The organism is Hymenobacter cavernae, assembly GCF_014641455.1.
In the GTDB taxonomy this organism is placed as follows: domain Bacteria; phylum Bacteroidota; class Bacteroidia; order Cytophagales; family Hymenobacteraceae; genus Hymenobacter; species Hymenobacter cavernae.
This window is the reverse complement of sequence record NZ_BMHT01000007.1, coordinates 228,688-245,299: the sequence shown is the minus strand read 5'-3', so window position 1 is coordinate 245,299 and position 16,612 is coordinate 228,688. Positions and strand designations below refer to the sequence as shown.

Here is a 16,612-nt window from a genome sequence, read left to right as displayed (position 1 = left end):
CTGTCTTTTTTGCTGGCTATGATGGCTTCCTCTCAACTTTCAGCGCTGCTGGTGCAGCACATTCCGGCCCTCGAACATGAGCTGCCGGGTTGCAACCAGCCCGCCGCCCTCCTCGACCTGCTGGCGGCCTTTGCGGCCTACACGCGCCACGTGGCCCTTACCGGGCGCCTGCCGCAACTACGCGCCTGCCTGGTTCTGGCTAATCAGCTGCTGCAACTCAACGACCCGGCCCTGACGGCGGCCGTTCTGCACGGCTACCTACCCGCGCTGCACCTAGCCGAACTCCCCCAAGATCCGCAGTTGCTGGAGCAGTTCATGCCCCGCCCGTTGTCGCAGGCTTGCGCCCGCCGCTAGGTTTTTGCTTCACCTACCATTGCTTCTATGAAATATACCCTCGGTTTTTTGCTGCTTCTCTGGCTAGCTATTGAGCTGATTATTTGATCAGTTCTGCCCGCGCCTTTCGCTTCCGCCTTGTCAATGCTTACGATTATGCTTACCCCCAACGAAACCATCCAACTGCTCATTTCCAACTTTCCCGATCTGGCGCTGAAGCTTCAGCCCGTTCCGCGCTGCGGTGGCTTTTACCGCCCGCTGGGTCAGTTTGCGCTCTACACCCACCAGGCCATTTTGGCCAACCAGCTCACCCGCTTGCGCCAGTGCTTTGCCGTGGCCGAGGAGCTCTTGCGCCGCGGCAATGCCTACCTCGCCGCGGCCATGGAAACCATTTACCTCCCCGACCTGCACCTCGACGACACGCCCGAAGGCGTGGCCCTAGCCCGCCAACTCATGCCCACCCGCCTCTTCCAAGCCTATGAACACCAGCGTGCCGACATCCTAGCCTAAACCTGTTCCACTGCCACTCACCGCCAAACGCGGCTTCTCAGGTTGAGAAGCCGCGTTTGGCTTTTCGGCCCTTTGTGCTCCGTGTGGCTTGCTGCTTTAGTAACGCCACAGGCGGCCCTAGGTGGCGCGCGGCCCTAGCATTCTGGTAAAGCGACCCTAGCGAAACGCTAGTACCCCCTGTTTTTTCGGTCAGCGCAAAGCCAATTTTCAACAATACAACGCACTGTATATCAGCAGCAAAAAGAATATCTGAGCAGAACAATGCCGGTTGGGCTGACTTTCGCAAGCTACCTGGCATATCCAATCATTCACTACACCACTTTGCCCCATGGTGCCCGCTCTCATGATTCCGTTGCTCACTGCCGCTGGCCTCGCTGGCTTCTGGCTTTTCTATAAATCCGTGGAATACTTCGACCACATCTAACGCCCGTTGCGCCATGATGATTGCCCTTTTTCTGTTGTCGCTGGCCGTGTTTGGCTACCTGATCTACGTGCTGCTGAAGCCCGAGCGCTTCTAGTCGCCTTCTGCCTTTTCCCTTCTACTTCTCTCGTGTTATGAATCAAGATTTGCTAGGTGTCCTCGTCATGTTTGGCCTCGCGCTGGGGCTGGCGCTGCCGCTCGGACGCTTTTTGGCGAACGTATTCCGCGGCGACAAAAACGCGCTGGACTTCCTCGCGCCCGTCGAGCGCGGCATTTTCCGCCTTTCGGGCATCGACGCCAACCGCGAAATGACGTGGCAGCAGCACCTGGTGGCGCTGCTCACCATCAACCTTGTGTGGTTTGTGCTGGCCATGGCCGTGCTCTGCACCCAAGGCGTGCTGCCCCTCAACCCCGACCACAACCCCAGTATGTCACCAGACCTAGCCTTCAACACGGCTATTTCCTTTCTGGTGAACTGCAACTTGCAGCACTACTCCGGCGAGTCGGGCCTGTCGTATCTGTCGCAGATTGTGGTGATTACCTTCTTGCAATTTGTGTCGGCCGCCACTGGTATTGCCGCCGCCGTGGTCATCTTCAACGCCTTGCAGGCCCGCACCACCGACAAGCTCGGCAACTTCTACAACTACTTCGTAAAAAGCCTGACACGCTTGCTGTTGCCTGGCTCCCTGATCATTGCGCTCATCCTAGCGTTCAACGGCACGCCTATGACGCTGGCTGGCAAGCAAGAGCTAGTCACGCTGCAAGGCGAGTCGGTGGCGGTAAGCCGCGGCCCGGTGGCCGCCATGGTGGCCATCAAGGAGCTAGGTACCAACGGTGGCGGCTTCTACGGTGCCAACTCGGCCCACCCGCTCGAAAACCCCAACTTCCTCACCAACGTGGTCGAGAACGTGGCGCTGACGCTGATTCCGCTGGCCATGATCTTCGCACTGGGCTTTTACCTCAAGCGTAAACGCCTGGCCTGGATGATCTTCGGGGTGATGACTGTGGGCTTCGTGGCCCTGCTCGCCCCCACCATTTACTACGAAATGCACGGCAACCCGGCCATTGCGCAAATGGGCGTCGACCAGAACCTAGGGGCGCTGGAAGGCAAGGAAATGCGGTTTGGGGCGGCGGCTTCGGCCTACTGGTCCATCACCAACACCGTTATCAGCTGCGGCTCTATCAACTCCATGCACGACTCGTTCATGCCGCTTTCGGGTCTGTGCCAGATGCTGGGCATGATGACCAACGCCTTCTACGGCGGCTGCGGCGTAGGTCTGCTCAACTTCTTCGCCTACCTGATTATCGCCGTGTTCATTGCCGGCCTGATGGTGGGCCGCACGCCGGAGTTTCTGGGCAAGAAGATTGAAGCCCGCGAGATGAAGATTGCCGTTATCGTGACGCTGCTGCACCCGCTGCTCATCTTGGCCGGCACCGCCATGACGGCTCACCTCTACGCCGGCAACCCCACCGAATACGCAGGCTGGCTCGCCAACCCCGGCTTCCACGGCTTCTCAGAAATGCTCTACGAGTTCACCTCTGCCTCCGCCAACAACGGCTCCGGCTTCGAGGGCCTCGGCGACAACACGCCGTGGTGGAACATCTCGACGGGCGTGGTGCTGCTACTCTCGCGCTTCCTGCCCATCATCGGCCCGGTCGCCATTGCCGGCCTACTCGCCCGCAAGAAAGTAGTGCCCGAATCGGCTGGCACGCTCCCCGCCGACACAGCCACCTTCGGCGTGATGGTGCTGGCGGTCATCGTCATCATCGCCGCCCTGGCCTTCTTCCCGGCCCTAGCCCTAGGCCCTATTGCTGAGCATTTTAGCCTGTATTAGGCGCCACACGGGCGCCTCACCCCCTAGCCCCCTCTCCGAAAAGAAGAAGGGGAACTAGCCTAGCTTTTTAGCCTTAGTAACTCATTGCCATATCCTACTAGAACTAGCATTCTAGAAAACTAGAGCTAGTTTCCCCTCTCCTCTTCGGAGAGGGGGCTAGGGGGTGAGGCGCCCGTCAGAACGACAATCTCATGTCTCCCAAATCCCAATCCTTATTTCAGCCCCAGCTCGTGAAGGAAGCGCTTAAGCAATCCTTCGTGAAGCTCGACCCGCGGCTGATGTACCGCAACCCGGTGATGTTCACCGTGGAGCTCGGCACGGTGGTCATGCTCTTCGTGACCCTAGGTCTGCTGGTGAACCCCGACCCGGCGCAGGGCTCGTTTGCCTACAACTTCGTGGTCTTCCTGGTGCTGCTGCTCACCTTGCTGTTTGCCAACTTCGCCGAGGCCATTGCTGAAGCCCGCGGCAAGGCCCAAGCCGAAAGCCTGCGCAAAACCCGCGAGGAAACGCCTGCCCGCGTCATCGACGAGAAAGGTAACATTTCGTCGGTTAGCTCCTCCCAGCTCCAGAAAGGCCAGATGTTCGTGGTGGAAGCCGGCGAAATCATCCCCACCGACGGCGAAATCATTGAGGGCCTAGCTACCATCGACGAATCAGCCATCACGGGCGAATCGGCACCAGTGGTTCGCGAAGCCGGCGGGGATAAATCGTCGGTGACGGGCGGCACGAAAGTGCTGTCAGACCGCATCCGGGTGGTGGTGACTACCCAGCCCGGCGAGTCGTTTCTTGACAAGATGATTGCCTTGGTGGAAGGTGCCGCCCGGCAGAAAACGCCGAACGAAATTGCCCTCACTATTCTGCTGGCAGGCTTCACGCTGGTGTTCGTAATTGTGTGCGTCACGTTGCAACCCTTCGCCGTGTACTCCAAAACGCCCATTGCCATTGCCTCGTTTATCGCGCTGTTTGTGTGCTTGATTCCGACCACCATCGGCGGTTTGCTCTCGGCTATCGGCATTGCGGGCATGGACCGGGCGCTGCGGGCCAACGTCATCACCAAGTCGGGTAAAGCCGTGGAAACGGCCGGCGATATCGACGTGCTGCTGCTCGACAAAACCGGCACCATCACCATCGGCAACCGCAAAGCCACCCACTTCTGGCCCGCCCCCGGCGTCGACGAGCGCCAGCTCATTGAGCTAGCCACCACCGCCTCGCTCACCGACGAAACGCCCGAGGGCAAGAGCATCGTGGAGCTAGCCCGCGAGCAAAATGTAGACCCGCAACAGCTGCAAACCCACCTGCAAGGCGCTGAGCTAATTAAGTTTACCGCCGAAACTCGTTCCTCCGGCGTGACGCTCGCTAACGGTACCCGCATCCGCAAAGGTGCTTCCGACGCTATTCGTCAGCTCGCCACCAAAGCCAATCAGCCCTTTCCCCAAGAAGTGACTCAGCGCGCCGAAGCCGTGGCTTCAAACGGTGGCACGCCGCTGGTCGTAAGCGAAAATGACCGCGTAATGGGCGTAGTCGAGCTGCAAGACATCATCAAGCCCGGCATTCAGGAACGCTTCGAGCGCCTGCGCAAAATGGGCATCAAAACGGTGATGGTAACCGGCGACAACCCCCTAACGGCGAAGTTCATCGCCGAGAAATCGGGCGTCGACGACTTCATTGCCGAAGCCAAGCCCGAGGATAAAATGACCTACATCCGCACCGAGCAGCAAAGCGGCAAACTCGTGGCCATGATGGGCGACGGCACCAACGACGCTCCCGCCCTCGCCCAAGCCGACGTAGGGGTGGCCATGAACTCGGGCACTCAAGCCGCCAAAGAAGCCGGCAACATGGTCGACCTCGACAACGACCCCACCAAACTCATCGAAGTGGTCGAAATCGGCAAGCAGCTGCTCATGACCCGCGGCACGCTCACCACGTTCAGCATCGCCAACGACGTAGCCAAGTATTTCGCCATCGTGCCGGCCTTGTTCATGGTTGCCATTCCGAGCCTAGGTGCATTGAACATCATGCACTTAGAGTCGCCCCAGTCAGCCATTCTGAGCGCGGTTATCTTCAACGCCATCATCATCCCGGCCCTGGTGCCACTGGCTTTGCGCGGGGTCGCCTACAAACCCATCGGCGCCTCGGCGCTGCTCCGCCGCAACCTGCTCGTGTATGGCCTAGGTGGCGTGATCGTGCCCTTCATTGGCATCAAGCTGATTGACTTGCTGGTGGGTGTGTTTATGTAATTAATTGAACGACAGCTCCCCTCCTCAGATGAGGAGGGGACGCGGCGCCTTCGGCGCCGCTGGGGTGGTTGACCGTCGTTGCTGATGTTGTTTACAACGAATAATCAAATTAGAACGACCAAACGCAAGTCGTTCACCGAGGAACCACCCCGCCCCCCCTCCTTGAAAAAAGGAGGGGAACTAGCTCTAACCCTAGCTTTTTACTTTTTCTTAAAATGAAAAATCAACTGCTTCCAGCCATCCGCCTCACCTTGGTACTGCTGGTGGTGTGCTGCCTTATTTACCCGGCCCTGGTGTGGGCGGGGGTACAACTCGCACCGGGCCAAGGCCTAGGTGTAACGGCAAGCAAAAACGGCCGCGTGGTCGGCTACGACAATGTTGGGCAGAAATTCGACCGGCCCGAGTACTTCAACTCGCGTCCTTCGGCCGTGGATTACAACGCAGCCGGCTCGGCCGGCTCCAACAAAGGCCCTTCCAACCCTGAGTACCTAGGTACCGTGAAGGCCCGGCTTGATACCTTTCTGCTGCAAAACCCCGGCGTAACGAAAGACCAAGTGCCCGCCGAGCTGATTACCGCGTCGGGCTCCGGCCTCGATCCGCACTTGTCGGCGCAGGGTGCTTACGTGCAAGTGGCCCGCATTGCTAAGGCCCGCAACATCGACCCCAACACCATTAAAAGCTTAATTAACAACAACCTAGAAAAAGGCGTCATCAACCCCGACCGGGTCAACGTACTGCGCCTCAACCTAGCCCTCGATAACCTAGCTTCGGCTAGCCGCTAACCGCCCCATGAAAAACTCTTTGCTGCTCGCCCTTGGTTTCACGCTGCCCGTTTTCGCCGCCGTAGCCCAGGAGCAGCCCTCCGCCGCTGATTCGATCAAAGCCCCCAGTGCCAGTCCCCTCACCTTTTACGGCTTCGTCGATGGCTACTATGGCTATGACTTCAAGCACGCCAACACCCACGACCGCCCCGGCTTCCTCTACTCCCACGACCGCCAAAACGAGTTTACCATCAACAACGGCATCGTGGGGGTGCGCTACCAGGATGAGAAGGTGCGCGGAGCTTTCGCCCTACATGCGGGTACGTACGTAGCGGCCAACTACGCCGCTGAAGACCAAGTTTTCAAGCACATCTACGAGGGGTACGCCGGCTTCCGCCCGTTCCAAAAAGCGTGGCTCGACCTAGGTATTTTCACCTCGCACATCGGCTTTGAGTCGGCCATCAGCAAGGACAACTGGACGCTGACCCGCTCGCTCATGGCCGAAAACTCGCCCTACTACGAGGCCGGCGCCCGCTTCACCTACGAAGTCGACCCCAAGCTGACCTTGACCGCGCTGGCGCTGAATGGCTGGCAGAACATTCGCGAGAACAACCAAGGCAAAGCCCTCGGCACCCAGATTCAATGGAAACCCACCGAGAAGCTGCTCATCAACTCCAGCACCTTCTACGGCAACGAGCAGCCCTCCGATTCGGTGAAGCGCCGCCGCTACTTCCACGATTTCTACGTGAGCTACACGGCCACCGAGCGCCTGAGCCTAGCCCTGGTGTTCGACGTAGGCAAACAGGAAAAAGCCCAGGATGGCACCAAAGCCGACACCTGGCACACCGGCGCCGCCTTTGTGCGCTACAAGCTAGCCGATAAGTGGACCGCCGCCGCCCGCGTCGAGTACTATAACGCTGATCATGGGGTGATTATCAACTCCATCATGCCCGCCGCCACCGACGCCGACGTGAAGCTAAAAGGCGGTTCGCTCAACCTCGATTATGCTCCCACCAGCAACGTCGTCTTCCGCGTGGAGGGCCGTTTGCTGGATGCCAAGAGCAACATCTTCCAGCAGAAAGACGGCCGCACGTCCGATAGTTACGGCAACGTGACGTCGAGCATTGCCCTGTCGTTTTAGTCTCTTTACCAGCCACATCACAGGCTCCTTACTGATGTAAAGACGCAATATTTTGCGTCTCCTCGTTGCTGATGTTGTTTGCTCCAAATGGTACGACCTACGTTGTTCAACGAAGAGACGCAAAATATTGCGTCTCTACACCGTTCTGACGTCAGCAACAAAGCAGTAAAGCCACTCACCCTCTCACTATTTCACCATCTCACCTCATGCCTCCGGCCGAAGATGAACTGCGCGACCAATCCGCCGAGCGCTTCCTGCGCTTGGTGCAGCAGAAGCGCCGGGGCCGGCTGAAGGTGTACCTAGGTCTGGCGGCGGGCGTGGGCAAAACGTACCGCATGCTGCAAGAGGCCCACGACTTGCACCAGCACGGCGTGGACGTGGTGCTAGGCTACGTGGAAACGCACGGCCGCCCCGGCACTGTGGCACAGCTGCGCGACTTGCCTCTGCTGCCGCGCAAAACGCTCTATTACAAAGGCCGGGCCCTGGAGGAAATGGACCTAGCCGCCGTGTTGCAGCGCCGCCCGCAAGTGGTGATTGTCGATGAGCTAGCCCACACCAACGTGCCCGGCTCCAAGAACGAGAAGCGCTGGCAGGATGTGGAAGACATCGTGCGAGCGGGCATTTCGGTGATTACGGCCGTGAACGTGCAGCACCTAGAAAGTCTGCACGACCAAGTGCTGAAAATCACCGGCACCGACGTCACCGAGCGGGTGCCCGACCAAGTGCTCAAGCAAGCCGACGAAGTAGTAAACGTCGATCTGACGGTGGACGAGCTGCGGGCGCGCCTGGAGGAAGGTAAGATCTACGATCCGCAGAAAGTGCCGGCCGCGCTGCGCAACTTCTTCCAACCCAATAACCTATTGCAACTGCGCGAGCTAGCCTTGCGCGAAGTAGCTAACCAGCTTGGCCGTCAGATTGATACGGGCGCGTCGGCGGTGCAGCCCCAACGCCGCAACGCCGACCGTCTGCTGGCCTGCGTGAACACCAACGCCGAAGCCGCCAAGGAAATCATCCGTAAAACCTCCCGCCTCGCCGACCGCCTCGGCGGCGCCCGCTGGGCCGTGCTCTACGTGCAAACGCCCGCCGAATCAGCCGACCGCATCGGGCTGGCGGCGCAGCGCCACCTTATCAACAACCTCCAGCTCGCCACGGAGCTAGGCGGCCAAATCCTGCGGGTGAAAGGCACCGATGTAGTGGCCGAAGTACTGCGCGTAGCCGCCGAACAAAACGTGTCGCTGCTGATTTGTGGCGTAACTAGCGAAAAGAACTGGCTAGGAAAGCTAGCCCGGCGCAGCGTAACGACCGAACTCGTGCGGCGCGTCGCGGCATCGGATCGAGACGTGGATATTTACTTGGTAACCTACTGATTATACAACCAGCGTGTCATACAGAGCGAACATAACGTTCTGGATTTTGCCTGCTCAGCAGCATGAATTTAAAAACCAAAATCACACTCGGCTTTTTGGCCGTTCTGGCTTTACTTATCGGGGTCAGTGCCTACGCCTTGTATTCGGTGAAGCACTTGGAGCGCTCCTCCTCGATGGTGTTGCAAGACAACTTTTACTCGGTGCAGCTAGGTCAGCAGATGTTTGCGGCCCTCGACGCCTTGGCTCGCCTTGAGCAGCAGCGCTACCTAGGTGGCGCGGCCCCTGCAGAGTATACCGCTTCGCTGCAACGCGGCCTACAACAGTTTCGCCAAAGCCTGACCCGTGAAGCCGGCAACATCACCGAAGCCGGCGAACAACAGCTCGTAGATAGCCTCACCCGCACTTTCGCCGACTACCAGTTACTGCTCGACCCGCAGTCGAAAAGCGCGCCCACAGCCTCGTTTTACCTAGAGCAGATCTTGCCCCGGCACCAGATGCTCCGAGCTCAAACAGCGCGCATGATTCATGTGAACATGAACGCTCTAACGCGTAAGAACCTAGCTGCCCAGCTAACCGCCACCAAGGCCAACCGCTACACCCTAGGGTTACTGACCTTCAGCGTATTATTCACGATGATGTTCATTTTCAGCGTGCCTGAAGCGACGGTGGCTCCGCTGCGGCAGCTGACGGCGAGCCTCACCAACGCGGCCCGCCAGGATTTTACCGCTTCCATTCCGGAAGAGGGCAACGACGAGTTTGGGCAGGTGGCGCGGTCGTTCAACCAAATGCTGCTACAACTCAAAGCCTATCGTGCCTCTACCCTCGCCGAGCTGATTACGGAACGCAACCGTGTGGTTAGCATCGTGAATAGCCTCGATGAAGGCCTGCTGCTGATTGACCAAAACCGCCGCGTAATTGTGGCAAATCCGGTGGTCAGCAACTTGCTAGGGTTGCCGCTCGACCAGCTCGAAAACCGCGCCGCCGACGAGGTTGCCCAGGAAAACGACCTGCTCCGCGAGATGCTGCGCCACCTCGACTTGCCGCCTAATCGTCGCGAAGCCGACCCGCCCCTACTCACCCTAGCTCAGGCCGGCGAGGAAGTGTACTACCGCCTCATCGTGCATGATGTAGTTTCCTACAACGAGGCACTGGAGAAGAAGGCGTTCGTGGGCTCCATCCTGCTGCTGCGCAACGTATCTGATTTCAAGAAGCTCGATCAGGCCAAGTCCAACTTCCTCGCTACTGTGTCGCATGAGCTGAAAACGCCGCTGTCGAGTATCAACTTCAGTCTCATGCTGTTGCAAGATCAGCGCGTGGGGCCCATCAACGAAGCGCAGCAGAAGCTGCTCGCCACTCTGAACCGTGAAAACCAGCGCCTACTGAAGCTCGTGGGCGAGCTCATCGACGTATCACGGCTGGAATCGGGCAACATTCAGTTCAACTTCCAGCCCAGCCGCGTCTACGACATCGTGCAGTTTGCCGCCGATACCATCCAGCTTCAGCTCCAGCCCAAGCAGCTCACCCTCGATGTGCAAGTGCCCGAAACGCTGCCCGCTGTGCGCGCCGATATCGAGAAAACCACCTGGGTCCTGCTCAACTTGCTCGCCAACGCCATCCGCTACTCGCCTGAGCAAGAAGCTATTCATATCCAAGCTGACCTAGCTCCCGATGGGAAGCAGGTACAAGTACGGGTGCGGGACCACGGCCCCGGTATCGCGCCGCAGTATCAGGAAAAGATCTTCCAACGTTTCGTGCAGATTCCGGACAAGAACGGCTACAAAGGCGGTTCAGGCCTAGGTCTCAGCATTGCCCGTGAGTTCATCACGAGCCAGGGTGGGCAACTTTGGGTTGAGAGTGAGCTAGGTTCGGGCAGCATGTTCGCGTTTACCTTGCCTGTGGTCTCGCAAAGTGAAGCTTGAGAACCAACCTAGCTTAATCAGACGGTAAGCCGGGCCGCTCGGCCGGAGTTGCAATGCAGTTGTCAGGAGGCAGAGATTACAAATCCCCGCCCGGAACGTGGGCAGCCAGGTTCGAACGAAGATCTAACGGCGTGGCCCCGGCGGATGTTCCCAACTGCTGCTTTGCCGAGCTCTGGGAGAAGTTGCAGCCACTACAACAGCCGAACGAACTAGTGCAAACCACTATCAATTTCTGTTTCCCTTACCTGCGCGCGCCCGAAAACTCACAACTCGAGCTGTTGGCACACTGGCCACTACTGGCTCAATAAGTGGCGTACGGGCCTAAACGAAAACAGCCTGCCCAGAACCAGCAAATACTGGTTCTGGGCAGGCTGTTTCTACTAACAACCAGTTTATTATACTTCGACCGTGGTTGCTACATCGATGCTAGCCAGCGCCTTCTCCAAGGCGGTATCTTGCACCCCGGGAATAGCGGTGCCTTCTACCCGCACCACCGTCAGATCGGTCATGCCGAGGGTACCCAGCACGGCCCGCAGATAGGGCACTACAAAGTCGTGGCTCATCATGGGTCCTTCGGAGTAAATACCGCCACTCGAAGCCGCCAGGTACACTTTCTTGCCTTGCACCAAACCCTCGGGGCCGTGCTCGGTGTAGCGGAACGTGACGCGGGCCCGCACGATGTGGTCGAGCCAGGCTTTGAGCGTGGATGAAATGCCGAAGTTGTACATGGGCGCGCCAATGACGATGGTGTCGGCAGCCTGAATGGCAGCAATGGCTTCGTCGGAGTGGCGCACGGCGGCTTGCTGGTCGGGCGTGTGCTCTTCGGCGGGCGTGTTGATGGCTTGCAGGTACACCTCTTCCATGTGGGGAAAGGACTTGTTGGTGAGATCGTACACCTGCACCGTGCTGCCGGGGTTAGCTGACAAGATCTTATCAACCAAGGCGTTGCCTAGCTGAATACTGAATGCCGCGTTGCCGCGGGGACTGGAAATAATATGCAGAATGTGCATGGCTGAAAGAGAACAGTTAAGAATGAAAAGCGCAACGTGCCCTGCGGCTGCACCAGGCCGGATGCCTAGGTTGCTACTCATTGAAACTCAACCGCGGTTGCCAAGCTTGGGCAGGCCCTGCGCGCAACAGGCATACTCAGAGTGGCTACTCGCAGCGGTTTGGTGCGAGCAAAGGTGGAGACCAGGTGGTTTATTTGGGCTAGTGGTTTACCAAAGGATACCGGTATCCTCTAGGATACAAACCTGATTTTGAGCGACCTTTACCACATGTTACAGCCCCCTCATCGCCCCGCAAACTCCCAAGAATGCACCAGCGCCATGCGCTACGTGCGCGACGCCCTCGACCTGCTCGGCGGCAAGTGGAAGCTCCCCATCATCGTGGGCCTCCTCGACGGACCAAGGCGCTTTAAGCAACTGCAACGCGACGTAACGGGCATCACCGCCAAAATGCTCAGCAAAGAACTGAAGGAGCTAGAGATCAATGGCTTAATCACTCGCCACGTCGAGGCCGACACGGTGCCGGTATCCGTCACGTACACCCTTGCTCCTTATGGCGAGAATGTGTTTCCGGTCATCGACGCCTTGCGCCTGTTGGGGCAGATGCACCGCGCGCACATTATGCACCCATCGGCGGCCGATGAGACGGAGCCCGTACACCGACTAGCCTTGAATCTTTCGCGTAAGGATGAAGAAGTGAAAAAGGCAAGTTAGCAAAGTTACTGTAAATCAATACAGTATACCGCAGTATACCGGTACCCTTTGGTAAACTGCTAGCTGGAATAAACCAAGCAGACGACACCTTTGCTCCTACTAAACGGCCAGAGAACTGGCTGAATAGCGTTGTCTTCTTCCACGTTTATTCCTGTCGTTATGTCTTCTTCCACTCGCAACATCATTGCCTGGATTCTGCAAGGCTTGCTCGGCCTAGCTTTCGTTGCTTCAGGCCTAAAAAAACTCACTGACCTACCAGCTACAGTAGGCATGTTCAGCAGCATTGGGCTGCCCGGCGCGCTGGCTTACGTTATTGCAGTAGCAGAAGTGCTAGGTGGCATAGGCTTGTTGGTGCCGCGCTTCACGCGCCTAGCAGCCATTGGGCTAATCATCATCATGGTGGGCGCTGTCATCATGCACGCCACTACAATTCCTGGTGGGCTGGCCGGTGGCTTACCCGCTTTGGTGCTGCTGGTGCTGCTGGGAGCGGTATTGTGGCTGCGCCGGCCTGTAGCATCGGTGGCGTAACGCCGTTTGTCGTTTGTATGTAGCGCGAAGCTCCTGCTTCGCGTATCGTTGCACGATCTAGGCTAAGGGAGAACCTAGCTTTAGTCGTGCAACGATACGCGAAGCAGGAGCTTCGCGCTACATGCGTTTTGGCCGTTCTCAAAAAAAGTTTGGCCTCGCTGTAACCTCCCCGCCAAAGCGCGGTGTCCACATCAAAATCACCTCCACCAAACCTTCTCTCCCGGTTGGATACGCTTACTGACAATGCGCTAATGCTCCGGGTGAAAGCCGGTGATGTCGACCGAATGGGCCTGCTCTTCGAACGCTACCACCGCAGGCTTTTTGGATTTCTCTACCACATGCTGGGCCAGGCCGAAGCCAGCGAGGACCTGGTCCAGACCGTGTTTTACCGGATGCTGAAGTACCGCCACACCTACACGGCCGAGGGCGAGTTCCGCACCTGGATGTACCACTTGGCCCGCAACGTGCTGGCCGACCACGTGAAGAAAAACCGCCACAGCGCCCATCACACCGATGTGGCCGACTGGAGCGAGAAAATCGGGGGCGGCGTGCGGGCCGACGACATCCTACAGCGCGAACAGGAAGTAGCAACCCTGCACCGTGCCCTGGCGCACCTCTCCGACGACTACCGCGAAGTGCTAGTACTGAGCCGTTTTCAGGAGCTGAAGTACGAGGAGATTGCCCGGGTACTGAACACCACCGAAGGCGCCGTGAAAGTGCGGGTGCACCGGGCCATGAACGAGCTGAAGACCATTTATCTACGAATTGAAAACTGACGATAGATCCATGAATTGTGAACACGCCAAAGAGCAGTTGATCGATTATTTGAACCACGAACTTCCGGCAGCCGACCGCTCTGCCGTGGCCGCCCACTTAGAGGAGTGCACCGAATGCCGCCAGGAGCTGCTGGCCCTGCAAAGAGTGTGGGGCATGATGAGCGCCATGCCCGTGCCTGAACCCAGCGAAAACGTGCGGCCGGCGTTCTACGCCATGCTTGCTTCTTATAAGGAAGAAATACAGGCCAAACCTAGCTCCTGGGCCACGGTGTGGCAGTGGCTGCAGGAGGTCTTCACGCCGCAACACGCCCTGCGGCTGGCTTACAGCCTAGGTCTGGTTGGAGTGGGCGTGGCGGTTGGCTTTTGGCTGAACAAACAACAGCTTGCACAAACTCCTGACAATCAACAGCTCGTCACGCTCACCAAGCAAGTAGCCGATATGCGCCAGGTGATGCTGCTCTCGCTCATCGACAACCCCTCGGCCACCGAGCGGCTACGGGCGGTGAGCTACACCAAGGAGTTGAGTAATGCCAACCCTAGGGTAGTGGAAGCCCTGTTGAGCACGCTCAACCACGACGAAAATGTAAACGTGCGCCTCGCCACCCTCGAAGCCCTCTCCCAGCTCGCCCATGAGCCGGCCGTGCGCCAAGGCCTGGTGCAGTCGTTGGCGCACCAAGAATCGCCACTGGTGCAGTCGGCGCTGGCTGATGTGATGGTGCAGTTGCAGGAGAAACGGTCGGTGAAGCCGTTGCGGCGCCTGCTGAACGATCCGGCGCTGAATGAAGCGGTGCGCGGCAAAATTAAAGAAAGCATTCAGTCCTTGTCCAACGGTCAATCAGTGCCTACCACCTCCAATAAACCCTACGATGAAACCTTCCATCCTACCCCAGCTGACAGGAATACTAACACTGCTGTCTAGCTGCTATGCCCTGGCTCAAAACCGCGAATCGACAGAGAAAGTCAGCAAGGAATTCACGGTTGCGACGGCCGCAACCCGCAATGTGCTAGCCCTCTACAACATCGATGGCGCCGTGACAGTGCAAGGCTACGACGGCAACAAAGTAGTGCTTGAAGTTACCAAGATCATCCGGGCCGATGACGCGCAAACGCTGGAGCTGGGTAAGAAGGAAGCGCAGCTAGGTTTCGAGCAACGCGGCGACAGCATCATCGCCTACACGGCCTCGCCCTACGACTCACGCCCACATAATGAGCGCGGCAACCGGAACCACAAGGAAATCGATTATCACTACACTTTTAACTACGTGGTGAAGGTACCGCGCCAGCTGAACCTGCACATCTCGACAGTGAACAATGGTAAGGTCGCAATTCAGGATGTGAGCGGGAAGCTGGAAGCCTACAACGTGAACGGCGCCATTGCCCTCACCAACGTGCGCGGCACTACGAAGGCGCACACCGTGAACGGCAACGTGGAGGCGTCTTACGTGGGCACCCCCGATGGCGCCTCTTCCTATCACACCATCAACGGGCAAATCATTGTAAGCTACCCGAAAGATGCTTCGGCAGATGTACACTTCAAAAGTATGCACGGCGAGCTGTTCACCGATTTTCCCAACGTCGAAGCGCTACCCGTGCAGGTCACGCAGAACAAGCAGAATTCCGGCAACGGCACCCGCTACAAACTCAACAAGGATACGGCCATGCGGCTCGGCAAAGGAGGCAAAGACTTCCGCTTCGAAACCCTCAACGGCGACGTAACCATCAAACAGCAAACCAAGTGAAAACGACCTTTCTTCCTACTGCCACCCGCCATTTGCTCCGAGCTAGCTTGCTCACGACGCTACTCGGTGCCTCACTGCCAACCCTAGCCCAATCCGGCGACAAAGATCAACTCGTCGTGCCCCTTAGCTCGCCAGGCAAACCGGGTATGCTCCGCGTGAAGCTCGTCAACGGCTCCGTCAGCGTAGTCGGCTACTCGGGCAAAGACGTTATCATCGACGCAGAATCCCGTGCTGGCAAACGCACCGCAACCCGTGCCACTCCGCCCAGCGCCAATGGGCTGCGCCGCATCGACAACGACTCGGGCGTGGAGCTCACAGTGGACGAAAACGACAACCGCGTGAACATCAAAACCGACTCTTATCGGCACCCCGTACACCTCACTATTAAGGTTCCGCAGCACTTCTCGCTGCAAGTCAGCACCGTGCAGGATGGCAACATTGTGGTGGAAAACGTGACGGGCGAACTGGAAGTAGGCAACGTGAACGGCGGCATTCAGCTGAAAGACGTGGGCGGCTCAGCCGTAGCCAACACCGTGAATGGCCCCGTAACTGCGACCTTTAAAACCGTAACATCCAGCACGCCCATGGCTTTCTCCAGCGTAAACGGTGTGGTAGATGTGACCTTTCCGAGCAACACAAAAGCGGCGCTAAAGCTCAAAACCGACCACGGCGAAATCTATAGCGACTTCGATCTGGTGACGGAGAAAAGCGCGCCCAAAGTGAATCGTACCAGCGAAGGCGGCACCTACCGCGTGAACGTCGACAACTGGACGTATGGCAAACTGAACGGCGGCGGAGCGGAAGTAATGATGAAGACCCTTAATGGAAATATTTATATCCGTAAGGCAAAGTAACTGAGTCAACAGCTGGTTTTTTTCCGCTCTGCCAGCCAGCTAGATCGGCTACCTAGGTCAGGGGCTACTCCCCAGCGGCGGCTCGCCCTTTGGCTACCTGATTGCATAAGTTTAGTTGACGCAAACCTAGCTCTGCAACGAGGCAGACGCGGTTAGTTGCTGCGGCGGCTTTTCCTGAAAGGCAATCTGGCCACTACCACAAAAAACAACTATCCTGATAGATCCAGGAACCGCTACCAGAGCCTAGGTTGCTACTCCTTGTACCGCTATGAACAATAGAAACCAATAGCCTGCGAGAAGTATATTTTAGCTAAAATACTAAAAATCAATCTACTGCTTCATATAGTAGTTGATAAAGCTAAGTAGCTAAAGAAAAAATAAAAATATTTATCGAAGGTACCTTGCGTTGCATAGTACCTTCTGTTACATTTGTATCACTACTTCAAACAACCCCTAGCCATCGCAGCCGC

At 57.7% G+C, this 16,612-nt stretch carries 16 protein-coding genes; 15 read left to right on the top strand and 1 reads right to left on the bottom strand.

Features of this window, described 5'->3' with window-relative positions:
• Positions 1-18 precede the first annotated feature (18 nt).
• From IEX74_RS19115 to IEX74_RS19075, 9 genes are all read left to right on the top strand, one after another.
• The gene (locus IEX74_RS19115) at positions 19-354 is read left to right on the top strand and encodes a DUF7674 family protein (protein WP_188815632.1); all 336 of its coding nucleotides are present in this window, start codon (positions 19-21) and stop codon (positions 352-354) included.
• Positions 355-489: 135 nt separating this feature from the next.
• Positions 490-843, top strand: coding sequence for a DUF7674 family protein (locus IEX74_RS19110; protein ID WP_143436575.1), 354 nt, complete (start codon positions 490-492; stop codon positions 841-843).
• Positions 844-1,280: 437 nt separating this feature from the next.
• Positions 1,281-1,361, top strand: a complete 81-nt coding sequence (gene kdpF, locus IEX74_RS23540) for a K(+)-transporting ATPase subunit F (RefSeq protein ID WP_086595640.1) — start codon at positions 1,281-1,283, stop codon at positions 1,359-1,361.
• Between the two features lie 37 nt (positions 1,362-1,398).
• Positions 1,399-3,099 carry a potassium-transporting ATPase subunit KdpA gene (kdpA, locus tag IEX74_RS19100; RefSeq protein ID WP_188815631.1) on the top strand — a complete coding sequence of 567 codons (1,701 nt, stop codon included), beginning with the start codon at positions 1,399-1,401 and terminating at the stop codon, positions 3,097-3,099.
• Between the two features lie 191 nt (positions 3,100-3,290).
• Entirely contained in the window at positions 3,291-5,336 is a 2,046-nt protein-coding gene (gene kdpB, locus IEX74_RS19095) for a potassium-transporting ATPase subunit KdpB (protein WP_188815630.1), read from the top strand.
• A 215-nt stretch (positions 5,337-5,551) separates the two neighbouring features.
• A complete protein-coding gene (locus tag IEX74_RS19090) occupies positions 5,552-6,118 on the top strand; it encodes a potassium-transporting ATPase subunit C (RefSeq protein ID WP_188815629.1) in 567 nt (188 codons plus the stop codon).
• Positions 6,119-6,125: 7 nt separating this feature from the next.
• A complete protein-coding gene (locus IEX74_RS19085; protein ID WP_188815628.1) occupies positions 6,126-7,238 on the top strand; it encodes a porin in 1,113 nt (370 codons plus the stop codon).
• Between the two features lie 206 nt (positions 7,239-7,444).
• The gene (locus tag IEX74_RS19080; protein ID WP_188815627.1) at positions 7,445-8,605 is read left to right on the top strand and encodes a sensor protein KdpD; all 1,161 of its coding nucleotides are present in this window, start codon (positions 7,445-7,447) and stop codon (positions 8,603-8,605) included.
• 62 nt (positions 8,606-8,667) lie between these two features.
• The gene (locus IEX74_RS19075) at positions 8,668-10,524 is read left to right on the top strand and encodes a HAMP domain-containing sensor histidine kinase (RefSeq protein WP_188815626.1); all 1,857 of its coding nucleotides are present in this window, start codon (positions 8,668-8,670) and stop codon (positions 10,522-10,524) included.
• Between the two features lie 395 nt (positions 10,525-10,919).
• Here IEX74_RS19075 and IEX74_RS19070 read toward each other — a convergent pair whose 3' ends face one another.
• Positions 10,920-11,534, bottom strand: coding sequence for an FMN-dependent NADH-azoreductase (locus IEX74_RS19070; RefSeq protein ID WP_188815625.1), 615 nt, complete (start codon positions 11,532-11,534; stop codon positions 10,920-10,922).
• Between the two features lie 267 nt (positions 11,535-11,801).
• On the opposite strand from IEX74_RS19070, the gene IEX74_RS19065 reads away from it, so the two are divergent.
• The 6 genes from IEX74_RS19065 to IEX74_RS19040 all read left to right on the top strand — a co-directional run bounded on the left by IEX74_RS19065 (position 11,802) and on the right by IEX74_RS19040 (position 16,142).
• Positions 11,802-12,245 (top strand): winged helix-turn-helix transcriptional regulator, encoded by a 444-nt coding sequence (locus tag IEX74_RS19065; RefSeq protein WP_188815624.1) that lies wholly within the window; start codon positions 11,802-11,804, stop codon positions 12,243-12,245.
• Between the two features lie 159 nt (positions 12,246-12,404).
• Positions 12,405-12,773: a DoxX family protein gene (locus tag IEX74_RS19060; RefSeq protein ID WP_188815623.1), complete on the top strand. Its 369-nt coding sequence runs from the start codon at positions 12,405-12,407 to the stop codon at positions 12,771-12,773.
• Between the two features lie 251 nt (positions 12,774-13,024).
• Positions 13,025-13,549, top strand: a complete 525-nt coding sequence (locus IEX74_RS19055; RefSeq protein ID WP_188815698.1) for an RNA polymerase sigma factor — start codon at positions 13,025-13,027, stop codon at positions 13,547-13,549.
• 10 nt (positions 13,550-13,559) lie between these two features.
• On the top strand, positions 13,560-14,468 hold the full coding sequence (locus tag IEX74_RS19050; RefSeq protein ID WP_188815622.1) for a HEAT repeat domain-containing protein: 909 nt from the start codon (positions 13,560-13,562) through the stop codon (positions 14,466-14,468).
• Positions 14,416-15,288 carry a DUF4097 family beta strand repeat-containing protein gene (locus IEX74_RS19045; RefSeq protein ID WP_188815621.1) on the top strand — a complete coding sequence of 291 codons (873 nt, stop codon included), beginning with the start codon at positions 14,416-14,418 and terminating at the stop codon, positions 15,286-15,288. Before IEX74_RS19050 ends, IEX74_RS19045 begins: the two co-directional genes overlap by 53 nt.
• Positions 15,285-16,142 carry a DUF4097 family beta strand repeat-containing protein gene (locus IEX74_RS19040; RefSeq protein ID WP_229755374.1) on the top strand — a complete coding sequence of 286 codons (858 nt, stop codon included), beginning with the start codon at positions 15,285-15,287 and terminating at the stop codon, positions 16,140-16,142. The genes IEX74_RS19045 and IEX74_RS19040 overlap by 4 nt, the downstream gene beginning before the upstream one ends.
• The last annotated feature ends 470 nt before the right edge of the window (positions 16,143-16,612 follow it).